This is a genomic window from Bacteroides oleiciplenus YIT 12058, from assembly GCF_000315485.1.
Lineage (GTDB): Bacteria > Bacteroidota > Bacteroidia > Bacteroidales > Bacteroidaceae > Bacteroides > Bacteroides oleiciplenus.
This window is the reverse complement of sequence record NZ_JH992940.1, coordinates 14784-32500: the sequence shown is the minus strand read 5'-3', so window position 1 is coordinate 32500 and position 17717 is coordinate 14784. Positions and strand designations below refer to the sequence as shown.

The 17717-nt window shown below is 47.6% G+C and carries 18 protein-coding genes; 13 read left to right on the top strand and 5 right to left on the bottom strand.

Annotation, left to right across the window (positions count from 1 at the left end; all coding sequences use genetic code 11):
• Positions 1-84: 84 nt before the first annotated feature.
• Complete coding sequence (locus HMPREF9447_RS00130) at positions 85-1755, bottom strand: hypothetical protein (RefSeq protein WP_009127164.1); 1671 nt, start codon at positions 1753-1755, stop codon at positions 85-87.
• A gap of 172 nt (positions 1756-1927) precedes the next feature.
• Here HMPREF9447_RS00130 and HMPREF9447_RS00125 point away from each other — a divergent pair, with 172 nt between their 5' ends.
• The 7 genes from HMPREF9447_RS00125 (at position 1928) to HMPREF9447_RS00095 (ending at position 8939) form a co-directional block, all read left to right on the top strand.
• Positions 1928-2482, top strand: a complete 555-nt coding sequence (locus HMPREF9447_RS00125; protein WP_009127162.1) for a 30S ribosomal protein S16 — start codon at positions 1928-1930, stop codon at positions 2480-2482.
• A 120-nt stretch (positions 2483-2602) separates the two neighbouring features.
• Positions 2603-3697 carry a TlpA disulfide reductase family protein gene (locus HMPREF9447_RS00120; RefSeq protein ID WP_009127161.1) on the top strand — a complete coding sequence of 365 codons (1095 nt, stop codon included), beginning with the start codon at positions 2603-2605 and terminating at the stop codon, positions 3695-3697.
• A 306-nt stretch (positions 3698-4003) separates the two neighbouring features.
• Positions 4004-6211, top strand: a complete 2208-nt coding sequence (locus tag HMPREF9447_RS00115; protein ID WP_009127160.1) for an anaerobic ribonucleoside triphosphate reductase — start codon at positions 4004-4006, stop codon at positions 6209-6211.
• A 103-nt stretch (positions 6212-6314) separates the two neighbouring features.
• Entirely contained in the window at positions 6315-6824 is a 510-nt protein-coding gene (gene nrdG / locus HMPREF9447_RS00110; protein ID WP_009127159.1) for an anaerobic ribonucleoside-triphosphate reductase activating protein, read from the top strand.
• A gap of 102 nt (positions 6825-6926) precedes the next feature.
• The gene (locus HMPREF9447_RS00105; protein ID WP_009127158.1) at positions 6927-7694 is read left to right on the top strand and encodes a threonine/serine exporter family protein; all 768 of its coding nucleotides are present in this window, start codon (positions 6927-6929) and stop codon (positions 7692-7694) included.
• Positions 7691-8185 carry a threonine/serine exporter family protein gene (locus HMPREF9447_RS00100; RefSeq protein ID WP_009127157.1) on the top strand — a complete coding sequence of 165 codons (495 nt, stop codon included), beginning with the start codon at positions 7691-7693 and terminating at the stop codon, positions 8183-8185. Before HMPREF9447_RS00105 ends, HMPREF9447_RS00100 begins: the two co-directional genes overlap by 4 nt.
• Positions 8186-8216: 31 nt before the next feature.
• On the top strand, positions 8217-8939 hold the full coding sequence (locus tag HMPREF9447_RS00095) for a DUF6064 family protein (protein ID WP_009127156.1): 723 nt from the start codon (positions 8217-8219) through the stop codon (positions 8937-8939).
• Between the two features lie 88 nt (positions 8940-9027).
• Here the strand turns inward: HMPREF9447_RS00095 and gpmA are convergent, their stop codons facing one another.
• Positions 9028-9777, bottom strand: a complete 750-nt coding sequence (gene gpmA, locus HMPREF9447_RS00090) for a 2,3-diphosphoglycerate-dependent phosphoglycerate mutase (protein ID WP_009127155.1) — start codon at positions 9775-9777, stop codon at positions 9028-9030.
• 126 nt (positions 9778-9903) lie between these two features.
• Positions 9904-10332, bottom strand: a complete 429-nt coding sequence (locus HMPREF9447_RS00085; protein WP_052315151.1) for a hypothetical protein — start codon at positions 10330-10332, stop codon at positions 9904-9906.
• Between the two features lie 399 nt (positions 10333-10731).
• On the opposite strand from HMPREF9447_RS00085, the gene HMPREF9447_RS00080 reads away from it, so the two are divergent.
• Entirely contained in the window at positions 10732-11967 is a 1236-nt protein-coding gene (locus HMPREF9447_RS00080) for a site-specific integrase (RefSeq protein WP_004348478.1), read from the top strand.
• Between the two features lie 12 nt (positions 11968-11979).
• Positions 11980-12342 (top strand): hypothetical protein, encoded by a 363-nt coding sequence (locus HMPREF9447_RS00075; RefSeq protein ID WP_004348477.1) that lies wholly within the window; start codon positions 11980-11982, stop codon positions 12340-12342.
• A gap of 80 nt (positions 12343-12422) precedes the next feature.
• Here HMPREF9447_RS00075 and HMPREF9447_RS00070 read toward each other — a convergent pair whose 3' ends face one another.
• Positions 12423-12728, bottom strand: coding sequence for a helix-turn-helix domain-containing protein (locus tag HMPREF9447_RS00070; protein ID WP_004348476.1), 306 nt, complete (start codon positions 12726-12728; stop codon positions 12423-12425).
• Positions 12729-12759: 31 nt separating this feature from the next.
• Positions 12760-13059 (bottom strand): helix-turn-helix domain-containing protein, encoded by a 300-nt coding sequence (locus HMPREF9447_RS00065; RefSeq protein WP_004348475.1) that lies wholly within the window; start codon positions 13057-13059, stop codon positions 12760-12762.
• 202 nt (positions 13060-13261) lie between these two features.
• Between HMPREF9447_RS00065 and HMPREF9447_RS00060 the strand changes: the two genes are divergently transcribed.
• From HMPREF9447_RS00060 to HMPREF9447_RS00045, 4 genes are all read left to right on the top strand, one after another.
• Positions 13262-13618 (top strand): helix-turn-helix domain-containing protein, encoded by a 357-nt coding sequence (locus HMPREF9447_RS00060; RefSeq protein ID WP_002561004.1) that lies wholly within the window; start codon positions 13262-13264, stop codon positions 13616-13618.
• A gap of 3 nt (positions 13619-13621) precedes the next feature.
• Positions 13622-13972, top strand: a complete 351-nt coding sequence (locus tag HMPREF9447_RS00055) for a helix-turn-helix domain-containing protein (RefSeq protein ID WP_004291454.1) — start codon at positions 13622-13624, stop codon at positions 13970-13972.
• A 20-nt stretch (positions 13973-13992) separates the two neighbouring features.
• Positions 13993-15561: a DUF3945 domain-containing protein gene (locus HMPREF9447_RS00050; RefSeq protein WP_004348473.1), complete on the top strand. Its 1569-nt coding sequence runs from the start codon at positions 13993-13995 to the stop codon at positions 15559-15561.
• Between the two features lie 61 nt (positions 15562-15622).
• On the top strand, positions 15623-17710 hold the full coding sequence (locus HMPREF9447_RS00045) for a type IA DNA topoisomerase (protein WP_005790822.1): 2088 nt from the start codon (positions 15623-15625) through the stop codon (positions 17708-17710).
• The last annotated feature ends 7 nt before the right edge of the window (positions 17711-17717 follow it).

Genomic DNA, 17717 nt, shown 5'->3' with positions numbered 1-17717 from the left:
AATGAGAGGAAGCATTTGACAAGATATACCACTCACTTACAAGCCAATAAAAGCATTTTTCCCTTAAAAAGGCAGGGGGACAAATCAGAAATTCCGCAGTAAATCCTCCAAAGTTATGCCACTTCCCGTACCTATCTTATCAACACGGATACGCTTGAGGCGCTTCTTTACGGAGTCTTTTTCCAAGTGCATAATCTGAGCCATTTCAGACTGTGATAACTGCATTTTCACCATACAGCAATAGCGCAAGTCTTCCTTGTTCAGTCCGGGATAAGTCTCCCGCAATCGCAAGGTGAAATTATCGAATATAGCATCGGCATTTTCAGTTATCACATCCCAGTCTTTATCCGAAAAGATAATGTTACCGTTTTTTCCGGCCTCTCCCACTTGTTGCAAAATACTAAAGTTCAGTTGCCGGAAAAAGGCACCTTTCAGTTCTCCTTCTTTCTGCTGGAGCTCATTTATCTTCTGCAAGTTCTTCAGATGTTCCTCATTGCGGAGTTGCAGTTCTTCTTGTTGGGAAATAATCTGTTCCTGCTGCCCGATGAGCTGTTTTTGCTGGGCAATCAGATGACGGCGATTGCGGCGATAAAAAATTAAATAAATGCCTCCGGCCACCCACAAAACAATTACGGATACGGCAATAATCCAATATACCCGATGCTTATGCTCCGCTACCTGTGCACGCCAGCGCAAATTATCCGCCCGAAGCCGCTCATGCTGATAAAGGTTTTGCAAGGCTATCAATTCGGAACTTTTAGCAGCAGCTTTTATGGAATCATCTATCTGAGTATATCGCAAAAGACACTCATAAGCATCTTTATATCGTTTCATGGCATAGTAAGTATCCGCCATATTATAGTAACGGGCTTCCTGGGTAAAGGGATCGGGACAAGGTTCGGACTTGAGAAAATAATGATAAGCAGAATCATATTGTCCCAGCTTGCCGAACATAGCAGCCTTTTCGGCATAATGCCCGGTAATATTTGCAGAATCCGTAGGTGCACGATGGCGGAGAGCTTTCTCCACATACTTCAAAGCAAGGGCATACTCCCCTTTCTGAGTATAAATACCCTGAAAACGCGTATATATATAAGGTAGCTGGCTTATCAAAGAATCACGAAGAACAATTTCGTGCATGATTTCAGTATAGTGCAAAGCGCTGTCATACCGTCCGGAAAAGAGGTGACCATAAGCTATATCTCCCAGGGAAAGACATTCATAGGAAGCATTCTTCATGCGGCGGGCTATATTCAAAGCTTTTTGTGAATAGCATATTTTATCCTCGAACAGACGTTCTTTTGCAGCCACTACCCCCGCCCATGTATTCACTACATACCGCCAGTAATCGCTCACAAATTGCCCCTCCGTATAGGGCAAAGCTTCCAGAAAAAACTTCATAGCCTCTTCATTACACTGAAGTGAACGTGCCACCTGTCCCGCACAGAACAAGGTACGAACAATATGCACACTATCTGTAGAGGCACGGTAATAATCCAGAGCTACGGTAAGCAATGTATCAATTTCGTCCAGACGTTCCTCGTTACGAGCCACTTCGGCAGCCAGCAAAGCATATAGGGCACGGTTGGATTTAGAAAAAGATTCCGGATGCTTTATTCCGGTTAATATCTGGCTTGCACTGTCTTTCCTATTCTGTTCTATCATTTCATCCGCACAGCGCAAACGAACATCAGAACGACCACAAGCTCCAAATAATAATACAATAATAGTTCCAAGTAGTAGTTTTTGCTTCATGATAGTAGTTATCGTTTCATGGCAGCAAAGGTAATACAATTACCCGAAATTCAGAGGGCTTACAGAAAAAACGAGCGAACTCTTTGTCAATCAAAATAAAAGCCCTACCTTTGCAGCCGCTATTACGAGATAGTAGCATTATTCAAATCATTTATTTAAAACATTATTTAAAATGGCAACAAAAATCAGATTGCAAAGACATGGACGTAAAAGCTATGCTTTCTATTCTATCGTTATTGCAGACGTAAGAGCACCACGTGATGGTAAATTTATTGAGAAGATTGGTACGTACAATCCGAACACCAATCCTGCCACAGTAGATTTGAAGTTCGACCGCGCACTTGACTGGGTTATGAAAGGTGCACAACCGACTGACACAGTTCGTAACATCTTGTCACGCGAAGGCGTTTACATGAAGAAACACCTTATGGGTGGTGTAGCTAAAGGCGCATTTGGCGAAGCAGAAGCTGATGCTAAATTCGAAGCTTGGAAGAACAACAAACAAAGCGGTCTGGCTGCTTTGAAAGTGAAAGATGAAGAAGCTAAGAAAGCTGAAGCAAAAGCACGTCTGGAAGCCGAAAAGAAAGTAAACGCTGAAAAAGCTAAAGCACTGGCTGAAAAGAAAGCTGCTGAAGAAGCAGAAAAAGCTGCTGCCGAAGCTCCTGCTGAAGAAGCAACAGAGGCTCCTGCCGAAGAAGCTCCCGCAGCTGAAGCTGCTGCTGAATAATAGTAAGCACAGCACGATTACAAAAAATGGGATTAAAACTATAAAATCCTCTCCGGTTATGCCGGAGAGGATTTTTTATTGATTATCTTTGTAACCAACTATTATTTAAAAATAAAAGCAATGAAAAAATTTATCTATCTGCTCGCTGTGGCTGCCATAGTTGCTGCCTGTAGCGGAAACAAAGGTTACGTGGTAACTGGAACTGTAGAGGGTGGAGCTGACGGCGACACCGTATACTTACAAAGAGTAGAAGGCCGAAATCTTGTTAAAATGGATTCAGCTGTCATCACCAATGGAACATTTACTTTCAAAGGTACACAAGACACTGCCGCAAATCGTTATGTAACTTACAGACCTGCAGGCAAAGAAGGTGTATTGATGGATTTCTTCCTCGAAAATGGCAAAATCAACATCAAGTTGACACGTGATAATGACTCTGCTACAGGTACTCCAAGCAACGATGCATACCAGGAAATCAGAGCTCAGCTGAACGACTTGAACAAGCAAATGATGACTATATACGAGTCTATGTCGGATACTACTCTGACCGATGAGCAACGTGAAGCTAAAATGAAAGAAATGAATGACCTGCAAGAGAAGACCATGGAAATCACCAAGGCAGGTATCGCTAAGAACATCACCAATCTGGTAGGCGTTCATTTGTTGAAGAACAACTACTACTACCTCGAAGTAGACGAATTGGATCCGCTAATGCCGCAAATCCCAGCTGAATTTGCTAACGACGAAGTTATCATTAAGATTAAAGAAAACGTGGAAAAAATGAAAGCTACTGCCGTAGGTCAGAAATTTACAGATTTCGCAATGGAAACTCCTGATGGGCAACCGGTGAAACTATCTGACTATGTAGGTAAAGGCAAAGTTGTACTCATTGACTTCTGGGCTAGCTGGTGCGGTCCTTGCCGTCGTGAAATGCCGAACCTGGTAGAAGCTTATGCAAAATACAAAAATAAAGGATTTGAAATCGTAGGTGTATCTCTGGATCAGAGTGGTGAAGCGTGGAAAGAAGCTATTGAAAAGTTGAACATCACTTGGCCACAAATGTCTGACTTGAAATACTGGAACTGCGAAGGTGCTCAGTTATATGCAGTAAGCAGCATCCCTCACACTGTATTGATTGACGGTGAAGGAACAATCATCGCCCGTGGTTTACATGGCGAAGAATTGCAAGAAAAACTGGCTGAGGTAATCAAATAATCTTTGCCTGAAAGAAAATAATCCTCGTTGAGGAGTAAGTTTTTATAGTAAAGCTCCCCTGTCACAGATACTTGTAACAGGGGAGCTTTTTGTATATACCTACAGCTTAGAGTTTTCCATTTTGAGCAACTTATAGAATCCCATAGAAATAGAAAGTTTTCCATTTATCCACAAAATATCACTATAAATCAATTAATTAACATATTTTATAGACACAAAAGTTTTCCAAAAACAAAAACTTACTGATAAGTTTATACCTTTGCATTCCCAATTTTCAAAGGAATAACTAATAATATAAACGAGACCATGATACAGACTGTAATCAAAAGAGACGGACGTGTAGTTGGCTTTAATGAAGAGAAAATAGTCACCGCTATCCGTAAAGCAATGCTGCATACGGACAAGGGTGAAGACATGCAACTGATACGCCAAATCACAGATCATATATCTTTTAAAGGAAGTGCACAAATGACGGTGGAAGCTCTTCAGGACGCCGTGGAAATGGAACTAATGAAAAGTAGTCGCAAAGATGTGGCACAGAAGTACATCGCGTATCGCAACCAACGCAGTATTGCCCGTAAAGCAAAGACGCGTGATATGTTTCTGGAGATTATAGAAATCAAATCCAATGACGTGACGCGGGAAAATGCCAATATGAATGCCGATACTCCGGCAGGCATGATGATGAAATTTGCCAGTGAAACAACGAAACCTTTCGTAGATGACTATCTGCTGAGCGACGAAGTGCTGGATGCTGTAAACAATAACTATCTGCACATCCATGATAAAGATTACTACCCCACCAAGAGCCTGACATGCGTACAACACCCGTTAGACCGCATTCTGACCTACGGTTTCTCTGCCGGACATGGTGAATCCCGCCCGGCCAAACGCATCGAAACAGCAAGTATCCTGGGCTGCATCTCATTGGAAACCGCACAGAACGAAATGCACGGTGGCCAAGCCATCCCTGCATTCGACTTTTATCTGGCACCTTATGTGCGCAACAGCTACATCGAAGAAATCAAAAATCTCGAAGAACTGAACGGAAAAGATTATTCGCATCTCTACCAGAAAGAACTTACAGATTATCTGCAACAGCCGTTGGATGGACTTTCTGATGAGAAACGCATCGTGCAGCATGCTGTCAATAAAACTGTGGCACGTGTACATCAGTCCATGGAAGCATTCATCCACAACATGAACACCATCCACTCACGCGGCGGAAATCAGGTCGTGTTTAGCTCCATCAATTACGGTACAGATACTTCGGCGGAAGGGCGCTGCATCATCCGTGAACTACTGAAAAGTACATACCAGGGGGTGGGTAATGGCGAAACACCTATTTTCCCCATTCAGATATGGAAGAAGAAGCGTGGAGTAAGCTATCTGCCGGAAGACCGGAACTTCGACCTCTATCAGCTTGCCTGCAAGGTGACGGCACGTCGTTTCTTCCCTAATTTCCTGAACCTGGACGCTACCTTCAACCAGAGTGAAGAATGGAAAGAGGATGACCCGAAACGTTATCAGCACGAGGTAGCCACAATGGGATGCCGTACGCGTGTATTCGAAAACCGCTTCGGACCGAAAACATCTATTGGACGCGGAAATATTTCGTTTTCTACCATCAATATCGTGGGTCTTGCCATCGAGTGCATGACAATAGAAGACGAAGAACTGCGCATTGCTAAATTCTTTGCAAAACTGGATGAAATGCTCGAAGTAACCGCACGCCAGCTACACGAACGTATGGAATTCCAAAAAACAGCGTTTGCCAAGCAATTCCCGCTGCTGATGTCAGCCTTATGGGTAGGCTGTGAAAAGTTGAAGCCAAACGATACAATTGCATCTGTCATCAACCAAGGAACATTGGGAATCGGGTTCATTGGATTGGCAGAATGCCTCGTGGCTCTTACCGGAAAGCATCACGGAGAGTCGGAAAAATCGCAGGAATTGGGTGTGAGAATCGTGACCTATATGCGTGATCGCGCTGACCAGTTCTCCGAGCAGTATCATCATAACTACAGTGTGCTGGCCACTCCCGCCGAAGGATTATCGGGTAAATTCACCCGGGTAGACCGTAAGAAATACGGCGTACTTCCGGGAATTACAGATAGAGATTATTATACAAACTCCAACCACATACCGGTATATTACAAATGCAGTGCCCGCCACAAAGCGGAAGTGGAAGCTCCATATCATGACCTGACACGCGGCGGGCATATCTTCTATGTAGAGATGGACGGGGATGCTACACACAATCCCGAAGTCATTATGCGTGTAGTGGACATGATGGATCAATACAACATCGGATACGGTTCGGTAAACCATAACCGCAATCGTTGCCTCGAATGCGGCTATGAGAACTCTACTCCGAACCTGGAAGCTTGTCCGAAGTGCGGAAGCAAGCACATCGATAAGTTGCAACGCATCACCGGTTATCTGGTAGGTACTACCGATCGTTGGAACAATGCCAAACTCTCGGAACTGAATGACAGAGTCATTCATAATTAAAAATTGAAAATTAAGAATTAAAGGGCTGCGCAATAATAAAGTAGCCCTTCTCCTTAATTTTTAATTTTCCACACCACTTTATTTTTTAATTTTTAATTCAATCGTGCTTTCCATTCTTAATATCATAGAAGATACCACAGTGGACGGGCCGGGTTTCCGGACCTCCATCTATGCAGCAGGATGTCCGAACAGATGCCCCGGTTGCCATAATCCCGAATCCTGGGATATTGACCGTGGACATTGGATGTCGACAGACGAAATTCTAGAAAAAGTGCTTGCCGATGACTTTGCAGATGTGACGTTCAGTGGTGGAGACCCAATGTACCAACCGGAAGGATTTGCAGAATTGGCACGTGCCATTAAAGAGAAAAGTGGCAAAAACATCTGGTGCTACACGGGATATACATTTGAAACATTATTACGCAATCCTCGTCAGGCTAAGCTGTTGCAATATATCGACGTGCTGGTAGACGGTAAATTCAAACAAGAACTGCGAGACGAAAGCTTGTGTTTTCGTGGAAGCAGAAATCAGCGATTGATTGACGTGCCGGCTTCATTAAAAACAGAAGAGGTAGTAACGTATAGTTATAACCCGATACCCTGCATCGCTTAAAAAAACAAATTATACTCCGCCATCCATTTCTTTCTTTCCTCAAAAAAACGTACCTTTGCGGCGCTTTTCAAGAATAGGTAACTTAGGATAACATTTTAAAGTATGAATTCGCCAAACGAATTAAAAGAAATTACCCGGTTTTTGCTGGAGTATGCTAATCGGCTTATGGGTTCGGGTGTGCACACTTCACGTGTGATACGAAATACCCGCCGCATCGGAAAATCACTGGATGTTGACGTCAAAATGAGCCTTTTCCAAAAGACCATGGTAGTGAGCGTATGCGACATCGACAGCATGGAAGTTTACAATGAAGTGGGTATTATCCCAGCCTTCCCCATCAGTTTCGAATTGAACTCTGAACTGAGTGCACTCAGTTGGGAAGCATACGACAATCATCTTTCTCTGGAAACATTATGGGATAAATATGAGAAAATCATCGCACACCCGAAAATGGATCCACTGTGCACACTCTTTCTGGTAGGTTTTGCCAATGCATCATTCTGTGCCTTGTTCGGCGGGGACTGGACCGCACGCCTCATTGTGTTTTCCGCTACACTTATCGGTTTCTATATCAAGCAAGTGATGCAGAAAAAGAAAATCAACCATTACCTTGTATTCATTGTTTCCGCTCTTGCCGCTTCTCTGGTCGCTTCTTCGGCCCTGACTCTGGAAACGACAGCTGAAATAGCAATTGCTACAAGTGTACTTTATCTGGTGCCGGGCGTACCCCTGCTGAATGGAGTTATCGACATTGTGGAAGGTCATGTGCTGACTGGATGCACGCGACTCATCCAGGCATTGCTGCTAGTGCTATGTATTGCCGTGGGACTTTCTTGCACACTTATGTTAATTAGAAACAGTTTATTATGATACTCATTGATATACTTACCGACGGCATGTTTGCCGCCATTGCCGCTATCGGCTTCGGAGCTATTTCAGATCCCCCATTGCGTGCTTTCTCTTCCATTGCTCTACTTGCCGCCATTGGTCACGCCCTGCGGTTCTGCCTGATGACGTACTTGGGTGTGGACATTGCGACCGCATCTTTATTCGCTTCTTTCAGCATCGGTATGGGAAGTCTTGTTTTGGGAAAACGTATTTACTGCCCCATGACTGTACTTTACATTCCGGCACTGTTGCCTATGATTCCGGGTATGTATGCCTATAAAATTGTATTCTCACTCATCATGTTCATGCAGAATCTGAAAGTACCGGAACTACAGGAGAAGTATCTGATTGATTTATTTACGAATACAATTATCACTTGTAGCGTTATTTTCATGTTGGCAGTGGGAGCCACCATACCGCTCTTTCTCTTCATCAAGCGGGCTTTCTCTATGACAAGACACGAGAAGAATTAAAAATTAAAAGTTAAAAATTAAAAGATTGCGTATGGAAGTTTTTTGGAAAACAATCGCACAATATAATGAGGGGACTTGGATTGCCCAGGTTATTATCACTGTTGTAGGCATTCTGCTGACCGCACTTCTTTATCAGAAGCCTACCTTACTGGTGAAGCGGTTGATGAAAGGATACATGGTATTTCTGAACAGTTGGATTGCTATCGTTTATTATATGATTTATTGCGGTGAACGGAGCTACAACTATATACTTGCTATTTTTTGGGGAGTGATTGCTCTTATCTGGTTATGGGACCTTTTCACAAATTATACGCCGTTTGAGCGTTATCACAAATATGATAAGTTGACTTATGTATTGTATGCTATGCCATTCCTCTACCCTCTGCTTTCGTGCGCACGAGGTATGGAGTTTCCGATGATGACCACAAGCGTGATGCCTTGTTCTGTAGCTGTATTCACTATCGGATTACTACTGGCATTCTCACGGAAAGTTAATTTGCTTGTCATACTTTTCCTTTGTCACTGGGCATTGATCGCCTTCTCAAAGGTTTATGTTTATAAGATTCCTGAAGATTTGCTATTGGCAAGTGCTACCGTACCTGCCATCTATCTATTCTTCAAAAATTACTTCGACCAGAATCTGCATAAGGAAACAAAACCAAGCGCTAAATATACGAACTGGATACTAATTGCGTTGTGTGTGGCAATCGGAGTATTCCTGAGTGTGACGATATTCCACGAAGTGATCGCTTAATAAGTATAAGGTATGAAGTATCAAGTATAAACTATGCAGTGTCATAGCCAACCTTAATACTTCATACCTTATATTTTATACTCAATTTTCATTTAGCATTCTTCCCCTGATTCGCTACTGCCTCCATCAATTTCTTTATCTCTTCCGGATCTCCCAGGAAATAATCCTTCACCAAGTTCAAGTCATCATCAAATTCAAAGACATAAGGAACAGCAGTAGGCAAGTTCAACTTCACAATGTCTTCGTCAGAAATACCTTTCAAATGCTTGATGATACCGCGCAAACTATTGCCGTGCGCCACTACCAACAGTTCATCCACGGTTTTCAGATTTGGAAAAATCACACACTTCCAGTAAGGCATGATACGTTCAATGGTATCTTTCAATGATTCAGTGCGAGGCAATTCAGCATCGGGCACTTCATTATATCGGATTTCAAAACGCGGGTTGCGAGGATCTTCTTCGGCAAGCGCATGCGGAGCAACATCATAGCTGCGGCGCCAGATTAAAACCTGTTCTTCCCCATACTTGGCAGCAGTTTCCGCCTTATTTAAACCCTGGAGCTGACCGTAATGCTTTTCATTCAGACGCCAAGACTTCTCCACCGGTATCCAGTCCTGATCCATACGGTCCAACACTGTATTCAGAGTCTTCACTGCACGTTTCAGATAGGAAGTATAGGCTTTGTCAAACTGAAAGTCATTATCTATTAATAGTTGCCCAGCTCTCGTAGCTTCGGCAACGCCTTTTTCCGTGAGGTCCACATCAGTCCAACCTGTGAAACGGTTCTCTTTGTTCCATGCGCTCTCGCCATGACGGAGCAATACAATTTTCTTCATACGAATTTCTATTTAATTAATCGTATAAATAAAACACGCATCCGCCGGAACTTGTTCAACAGAAAAACAGACCGCCTGTTTTTCTGTTGAACAAACGGTCTGCTTAATTTTTCTTTAAGATTCTCCCTATTTCTTTAGTGAATCAGCATACATACACAGCCCTAACATCTGCTGCGCATCGTCAAATTTCACCTTATTCTCTTTAATATAGCGTTCCAAATCTTCCCGTTGAGGAGAATTCAATTTCAAGAATTGCTTCATATTACGGATTTCTTTCTTTTTTCCTTTTTTCTCCACCCAATATACATTGTAACGCTTGCCCAACTCCAATTGTCCGGGATCATAAGCAGCAGTCAGCCTACCACTATTGCTGCCTACCATAGAGTAGGTAGTGGAGCTGGATACAGAAGAAGTACCGCCATATCCCGCAGCTTTCGGTTTATCGCGCGCCGTTCCTTTATACTGTACGTAGAACAACGGTTCCGAAGATAATATTTCGATTCCGGCACTCTTTTCAGGATAAAACACCCGGTTGCCGAACTTTATAATATTCACCTCATCAGCATTCGCCAGAATTTTTACTTGTTGCCCATCCTGCTCATCAATAAAGTAGAACTTCTCAGTTACAAAGTTACTACAAAAAAGTGAAATGCGGAAAGTTATAGTGATAGAATTGAGTTACAAGGGTTTTAGTTGAAGTGGCGATAATTCGTGAAGCCATTACAATCCCTGCCGAAGCCAAATCCTGACGCCGCAACGTTACTTGTTCGTAACCATGCCCGAAAATGCGACAAACGGGTACGGATAGCGAAACAATACGTTAAGGAATAGTGAGTTACCGATAACTCACGCAAAAATTTCGGTTACGGAAAAAGATTGCTCCGTTCCTCCCCGTTTTGCGTACCGACACCGGACTCTTCACCAACTAATTTTGAAACCAAAAAATTAAGGACGATGAAGAGTACATTTTCAGTAATCTATTACCTCAAGCGTCAGGTAGTGAAAAAGGACGGGACAGTACCCGTCATGGGACGCATCACGGTGGACGGCAGCCAGACGCAGTTCAGCTGCAAGCTGACAGTCGATCCGAAACTGTGGGACACCAAAGGTGGACGTGTCACAGGCAGAAGCGCGGCGGCACTCGAAACGAACCGTATGCTTGACAAGATGCGGGTGCGCATCAATAGGCACTATCAGGAAATCATGGAACGTGACAACTTCGTCACGGCTGAGAAGGTGAAGAACGCTTTTCTCGGACTGGAACACCGCTACCACACGCTGATGCAGGTGTACCGTCGTCACAATGAGGACTATGAGAAACAGGTGGAAGCAGGCATGAAAGCAAAAGGTACACTGGAAAAGTACCGTATCGTTTACAAGCACCTGCAAGAGTTCCTCGACATCCGCTACCATGTGAAGGACATCGCACTGAAAGAGCTTACCCCCGCTTTCATCTCCGACTTCGAGATGTTCCTGCGCACGGACAAACACTGCTGCACCAATACCGTGTGGCTGTACGTCTGCCCGCTACGGACGATGGTGTTCATCGCCATCAACAACGAGTGGCTGACACGCGACCCGTTCCGCGAGTATGAAATCAAGAAGGAGGAAACAACACGCAGTTTTCTGACCAAAGAGGAAATACGCCTGCTGATGGACGGGAAACTGAAAAACGCCAAACAGGAACTGTACCGTGACCTCTACCTGTTCTGCGCTTTCACCGGGTTGTCGTTCTCGGATATGCGCAACCTCACGGAAGAGAATATCCGCACCTACTTCGACGAACACGAGTGGATAAACATCAACCGCCAGAAAACGGGCGTGGTGTCCAACATCCGCCTGCTTGACATCGCCAACCGCATAATCGGCAAATACCGTGGGCTGTGCGAGAACGGCAAGATATTCCCCGTCCCGCATTATAACACGTGCCTTGCCGGTATCCGTGCCGTCGCCAAGCGTTGCGGCATCACCAAGCATATCACGTGGCATCAGAGCCGCCACACGGCAGCCACGACGGTATTTCTCTCTAATGGCGTACCTATCGAAACCGTCAGCTCCATGCTCGGACACAAGAGCATAAAGACGACGCAGATTTACGCGAAGATAACCAAAGAAAAACTCAATCAGGACATGAAGAACCTTGCCGCAAGGTTGAACAGTGTTGAGGAATTTGCAGGTTGCACCATCTAAAAAAGAGAAGCCATGAAACGTGACATAATCATCATAGAGGACAAGGCGGTCAGCGTAACCGGTAACGACGTGTGGATGACCGCCACCGAAATCGCCGGACTGTTCCATACGACCGTCCCGGCAGTGAACGCCGCCATCAAAGCCATCCGCAAGTCGGACGTGCTTAACGACTACGAGGTGTGCCGCTACATGCAACTTGAAAACGGACTGTACGCAGATGTGTACGCGCTTGAAATCATCATCCCCGTCGCCTTCCGGCTGAACACCTACAACACCCACCTGTTCCGCACATGGCTGGTGGGAAAAGCTCTCGCCAAAGAGAAACGGCAGGCATACGTGATGTTCATACAGAACGGAAAAGCCGGGTACTGCTGATTGCGCATACCACATAAGACAAGGAAACGGGCAGCACCACAAAAAGTGTCGCCCGTTTCCTTTTTTCTTGCCAACCGCGCTCACTCCAGCGGCTTGCGGTAATTTGCTTCCAGCACTTCACGCAGCCCCGTTTCCGGGTAAAGCACCTTCCCTCCCAAAAGTATGAAGGGCAACACGCGGTTGTTGCGGTATTCCTGCAATGTGCGTCGGCTTACGCGGAGCAGTTCCGCCACCTCGCCGTCCGTCAGGTAACGTTCCCCGTCCAGCAGAGGACGGTAACTTTCCAGAAAGGCGGACAGCCATTTCGAGCCTTTGCGCATATCCTGCACCACAGAGGCTATCGGCTCGTCTTCCATCGTAAAAACATCGTTGTTCTCGTTCATCATAACTTCGGATTCAGTGGGTGAATAAATCAAATCATCTGCCGTGCGGATAGAGCGTGCCGATAAGCGGTATCAGCCGCTTCACCTCCTCCGGCTTGTAATAAAACCTGCGGTTTATCTGCGAGTAGCCGATAAGCCGCCTGTCGCGCAGCGTCTGCAACGTGCGCGAACTTATTCTCAACTGCCTACAGACTTCCTCGCCCGTGAGCCATCTTTCCATGCGCCTCGTGTCGCTTTTGCGCCTCAGGGCGGCGACCTTCTCCGAGAGTGCGCCGAATGCCGCCACCATCATCTCGAAAGTCTTTTTCTCGATAGATACTATTTCCATATTCATGCAATTATCGGTTTGCCCGCAAAGGTAACGGTACGGTCCTGAACACGTGCCGTTTTCCGCTGAAAGGCTGCCTGTTGCGCCGTTTGACCGGGTTACGGAGCCATCTTCCGTAAAAATCTTACGTGAGTCACGTAGTGAGTTGTTAAAGCCCCTTTTGTTTATTGCCGATTTTTGCTGCAGAAACAAAAAGAAAGGACTGAATATGAAAGTGATAACGATGGAAAGTTCCGCCTTCCGGTCATTGACGGAACAGATAGCGGAGATTGCGGCACACGTCCGTGCCGCCTCCGGCGACAAGAAAGCGGCATCGCCCGACAGGTTGCTCACCACACGCGAGGCGGCGCACCTGCTTAACGTGAGTACCCGCACCCTCCAGCGTATGCGCAGCGAGCAACGCATCGGTTATGTCGTGCTTCGCGGTAAATGCCGCTACCGGCAGTCGGAAATAGACCGCCTGCTTGAAGCGTGTGCCGTCAACGAGGACGCGGCGACACCGCAGGAATTGAAACGCAACCACACGCTGCGCACTGGCGGCAAACCAAAAGGAAGGAGGACATAGGTCATGGAACTGCTCACACGAAACAACTTCGAGGGCTGGATGCAGAAGCTGATGGAACGGCTCGACCGTCAGGACGAACTGCTGCTGGCGATGAAGGCTGAGGGGAAACAGCCTACTATCACGGAAAGCATCCGCCTTTTCGACAATCAGGATTTGTGCATGCTGCTCCAGATAAGCAAGCGCACACTGCAACGCTACCGCAGTGTCGGCGCATTGCCCTACAAGACACTGGGCAAGAAAACCTATTACAGCGAGGAGGATGTGCTGACATTCCTTTCCAACCATATCAAGGACTTCAAAAAAGAAGATATAGCCTTCTACAAGGCTCGTATCCATAATTTCTTTCATAAATAACCCATTAAAACATTTTTCAAATGGCAAAGAAAAAAGACGAAAAGGACGTGCTGGTAGTCCGTGATGAGAAGACGGGCGAGATCAGCGTGGTAGCCGGGCTGAATGCAGACGGCACACCCAAGCGTACCCCTGCGAAAGCTGAGAACGCGCAGAGTTTCCTGCAATTCGACCGACAAGGCGACGTGCTGGACAACTTCTTCAAGAACTTCTTCCGGCAGTGCAAGGAACCCAGCCGCTTCGGTTTCTACCGCATCGCGGCAGACCAAGTGGATTCCATGCTTGGCGTGATGAAAGACCTGCTTCAGCATCCGTACCAGAACAAACAAATCCTTGCACCGCACAAAATCGACACCTTCCCTTATCAACAGCAGGTGCAGGAAGAGATGGCGGCACAAAAGACAGAGAAACAAGAACCTCAAAAACAGGAAAACATGGAACAACAGAAAGAACAGCAGGAAAGCCCGCAACAGACGCAGGGCAGACAGGGCTACCAACCCATCAACGAGAGCAAAATCAACTGGCAGGAGCTGGAGGACAGATGGGGCGTGAAGCGTGACGACCTTGAAAAGTCCGGAGACCTTACGAAGATGCTCCACTACGGCAAGTCCGACTTGGTAAAGGTCAAGCCCACCTTCGGCGGCGAATCATTCGAGCTGGACGCCCGCCTCTCCTTCAAGAAGGACGGTGAGGGAAATGTCAGCCTCGTGCCGCACTTCATCCGCAAGGAGCAGAAGTTAGATGAGTACAAGGAACACAAATTCTCCGACGATGACCGGAAGAACCTGCGCGAAACGGGCAACCTCGGCAGGGTCGTGGACATTGAGGACAGGGAAACGGGCGAAATCATCCCCTCCTACATCAGCATCGACCGCAAGACGAATGAAATCACGGACATTCCGGCAAACAAGGTGCGCATCCCGGAGCGCATCGGCAAGACGGAAATCACCAAACAGGAGCAGGACATGCTCCGCGCCGGACTGCCCGTGCGCGACAAGCTCATCGAGCGCAACGACGGCAGGAAGTTCGTCACCACCCTTCAAGTGAACGTGGAGCAGCGCGGCGTGGAGTTCGTGCCGGGAACCGGAAGGTCGCCCCGTACCGCACAGACGCAGGAAGCCAAAGGTGACACCTCGAAAAGTCAGGCGCAAGGCGGGGAAAATGCCGCACAGACCAAGAAGGAGCAACGCCGCAACACGTGGATGAACGAGGACGGCAGCATCCGCCCCATCAGCAAATGGAGCGGCGTGAACTTCACCGACAAGCAGAAAGCCGACTACGTGGCGGGTAAAGCCGTGAAACTGGAGAACGTGACCGACAAGCAGGGCTTCCATGCCACGATGTATATCAAGTTCAACCCGGAGAAGGGCCGCCCGTACCGCTACGAAACGAACCCCGACAACGCCCAGCAGGTCGCCCCGTCCAACGAGAGCCGCACACAGGTGGCGGTGAACAACGAGGGCAAAACCAACGAGGCGACAAAGAACCTGAAAGAGCCTTTGCAGAAAGGTCAGACCGCCCCGAAGGACGACCGCCAGCAACAGCAGCAGGAGAAGCCGAAAAAGAAGAACAACAAAGGCATGAAAATGTAATCCCGTGTCCGCCACTGAATCCAAAATAAAATCCAAAGTATCAACAAAAAAGCAAGAAAACATGAAGACAATCATTGCAGAAAAGCCCTCCGTGGCACGTGAAATCGCCCGCATCGTGGGCGCGACAAAGAGAGAGGAAGGATATTTCGAGGGAGGCGGCTATGCCGTGACATGGGCATTCGGACACCTCGTTCAGCTTGCCATGCCCGACGGCTACGGCGTGCGCGGATTTGTCCGTGACAACCTCCCGATTATTCCCGACACATTCACGCTCGTCCCCCGTCAGGTCAGGACGGAGAAAGGTTACAAGCCCGACAGCGGCGTGGTGTCGCAGATAAAAGTCATCAAAAGACTGTTCGACACAAGCGAACATATCATCGTGGCGACCGATGCCGGACGCGAGGGAGAGCTTATCTTCCGCTACCTCTACCACTATACGGGTTGCACCACTCCTTTCGTGCGCCTGTGGATCAGCTCTCTCACCGACAAAGCTATCCGTGAGGGACTGCGGAAACTCGAAGACGGCAGCAAATACGACAACCTCTACCTCGCCGCCAAAGCGCGGAGCGAATCCGACTGGCTCGTGGGCATCAACGGCACACAGGCGTTATCCATCGCCGCCGGACACGGCACGTATTCCGTGGGGCGGGTGCAGACACCAACGTTGGCTATGGTATGTGAACGCTACTGGGAGAACCGCCGCTTTACGTCCGAAGCATTCTGGCTGCTCCATATCGCAACGGACGGTTGCGACGGCGAAGTCGTGAAATTCTCATCCTCCGAGAAATGGAAAGAGAAAGAACCGGCGATGGAACTATATAATAAGGTAAAGGCGGCAGGTTGCGCCACTGTCACGAAAGCCGAGCGCAAGGAGAAGACGGAGGAAACTCCCTTGCTCTACGACCTGACCACGCTCCAGAAAGAAGCCAACGCCAAGCACGGCTTCACGGCGGAACAGACGCTTGAAATCGCGCAGAAACTCTACGAAAAGAAGTTGATAACCTATCCGAGAACGGGAAGCCGCTACATCCCCGAAGACGTGTTTGCCGAAATTCCCAAACTGCTCGCTTTCATCGGCACACAGCCCGAATGGAAAGACAAGGTGCGGGCAAAAGCCGCCCCGACACGCCGCAGCGTGGACGACGGCAAGGTGACAGACCACCATGCCCTGCTCGTCACGGGTGAGAAACCGCTCTTCCTCTCCAAAGAGGACAATACCATCTATCAGATGATTGCCGGGCGCATGGTCGAGGCATTCTCTGAGAAATGCGTCAAGGATGTGACCACTGTCACGGCGGAATGTGCCGGAGTGGAGTTTACCGTAAAAGGCAGCGTCGTGAAGCAAACCGGATGGCGTGCCGTCTATGGCGAGGAAAAAGAGGAAATTACCATCCCCGGCTGGCAGGAAGGCGACACGCTGACACCGAAAGGCTCGTCCATTACCGAAGGAAAGACCAAACCCAAGCCGCTGCATACCGAAGCCACCCTGCTCTCGGCAATGGAAACGGCGGGCAAGGAAATTGAGGACGACGCACTGCGGCAGGCGATGAAGGACTGTGGCATCGGTACTCCCGCCACACGCGCCTCCATCATCGAAACGCTTTTCAAGCGCGGTTACATGGAACGCTGCAAGAAGTCGCTTGTTCCCACCGAAAAAGGACTTGCCCTCAATTCCGTCGTCAAGACGATGCGCATCGCCGATGTTGCCATGACGGGCGAATGGGAAAAGGAGCTGGCGCGTATCGAGCGCGGGGAACTGTCCGCCGACACCTTCCGCAAGGAGATAGAGGCGTACACACGTGAGATAACCTCCGAACTGCTCTCGTGCGACAAGCTCTTCGGCAGCCGTGACTCCGGCTGCGCGTGTCCCAAGTGTGGCACGGGCAGGATGCGGTTCTACGGCAAGGTGGTACGCTGCGACAACACGGAGTGCGGACTGCCCGTGTTCCGGCTGAAAGCGGGACGCACCCTGTCCGACGATGAAATCAAAGACCTGCTCACCGAAGGGCATACCAAGCTGCTCAAAGGGTTCAAGAGCAAACAGGGCAAGAGTTTCGATGCTGTTGTCGCCTTTGACGGGGAATATAACACGACTTTTGTGTTCCCGGAGGCTAAAAAGGGCAAGAAATTTTCAGGACGGAAGAAATAGTATTAAC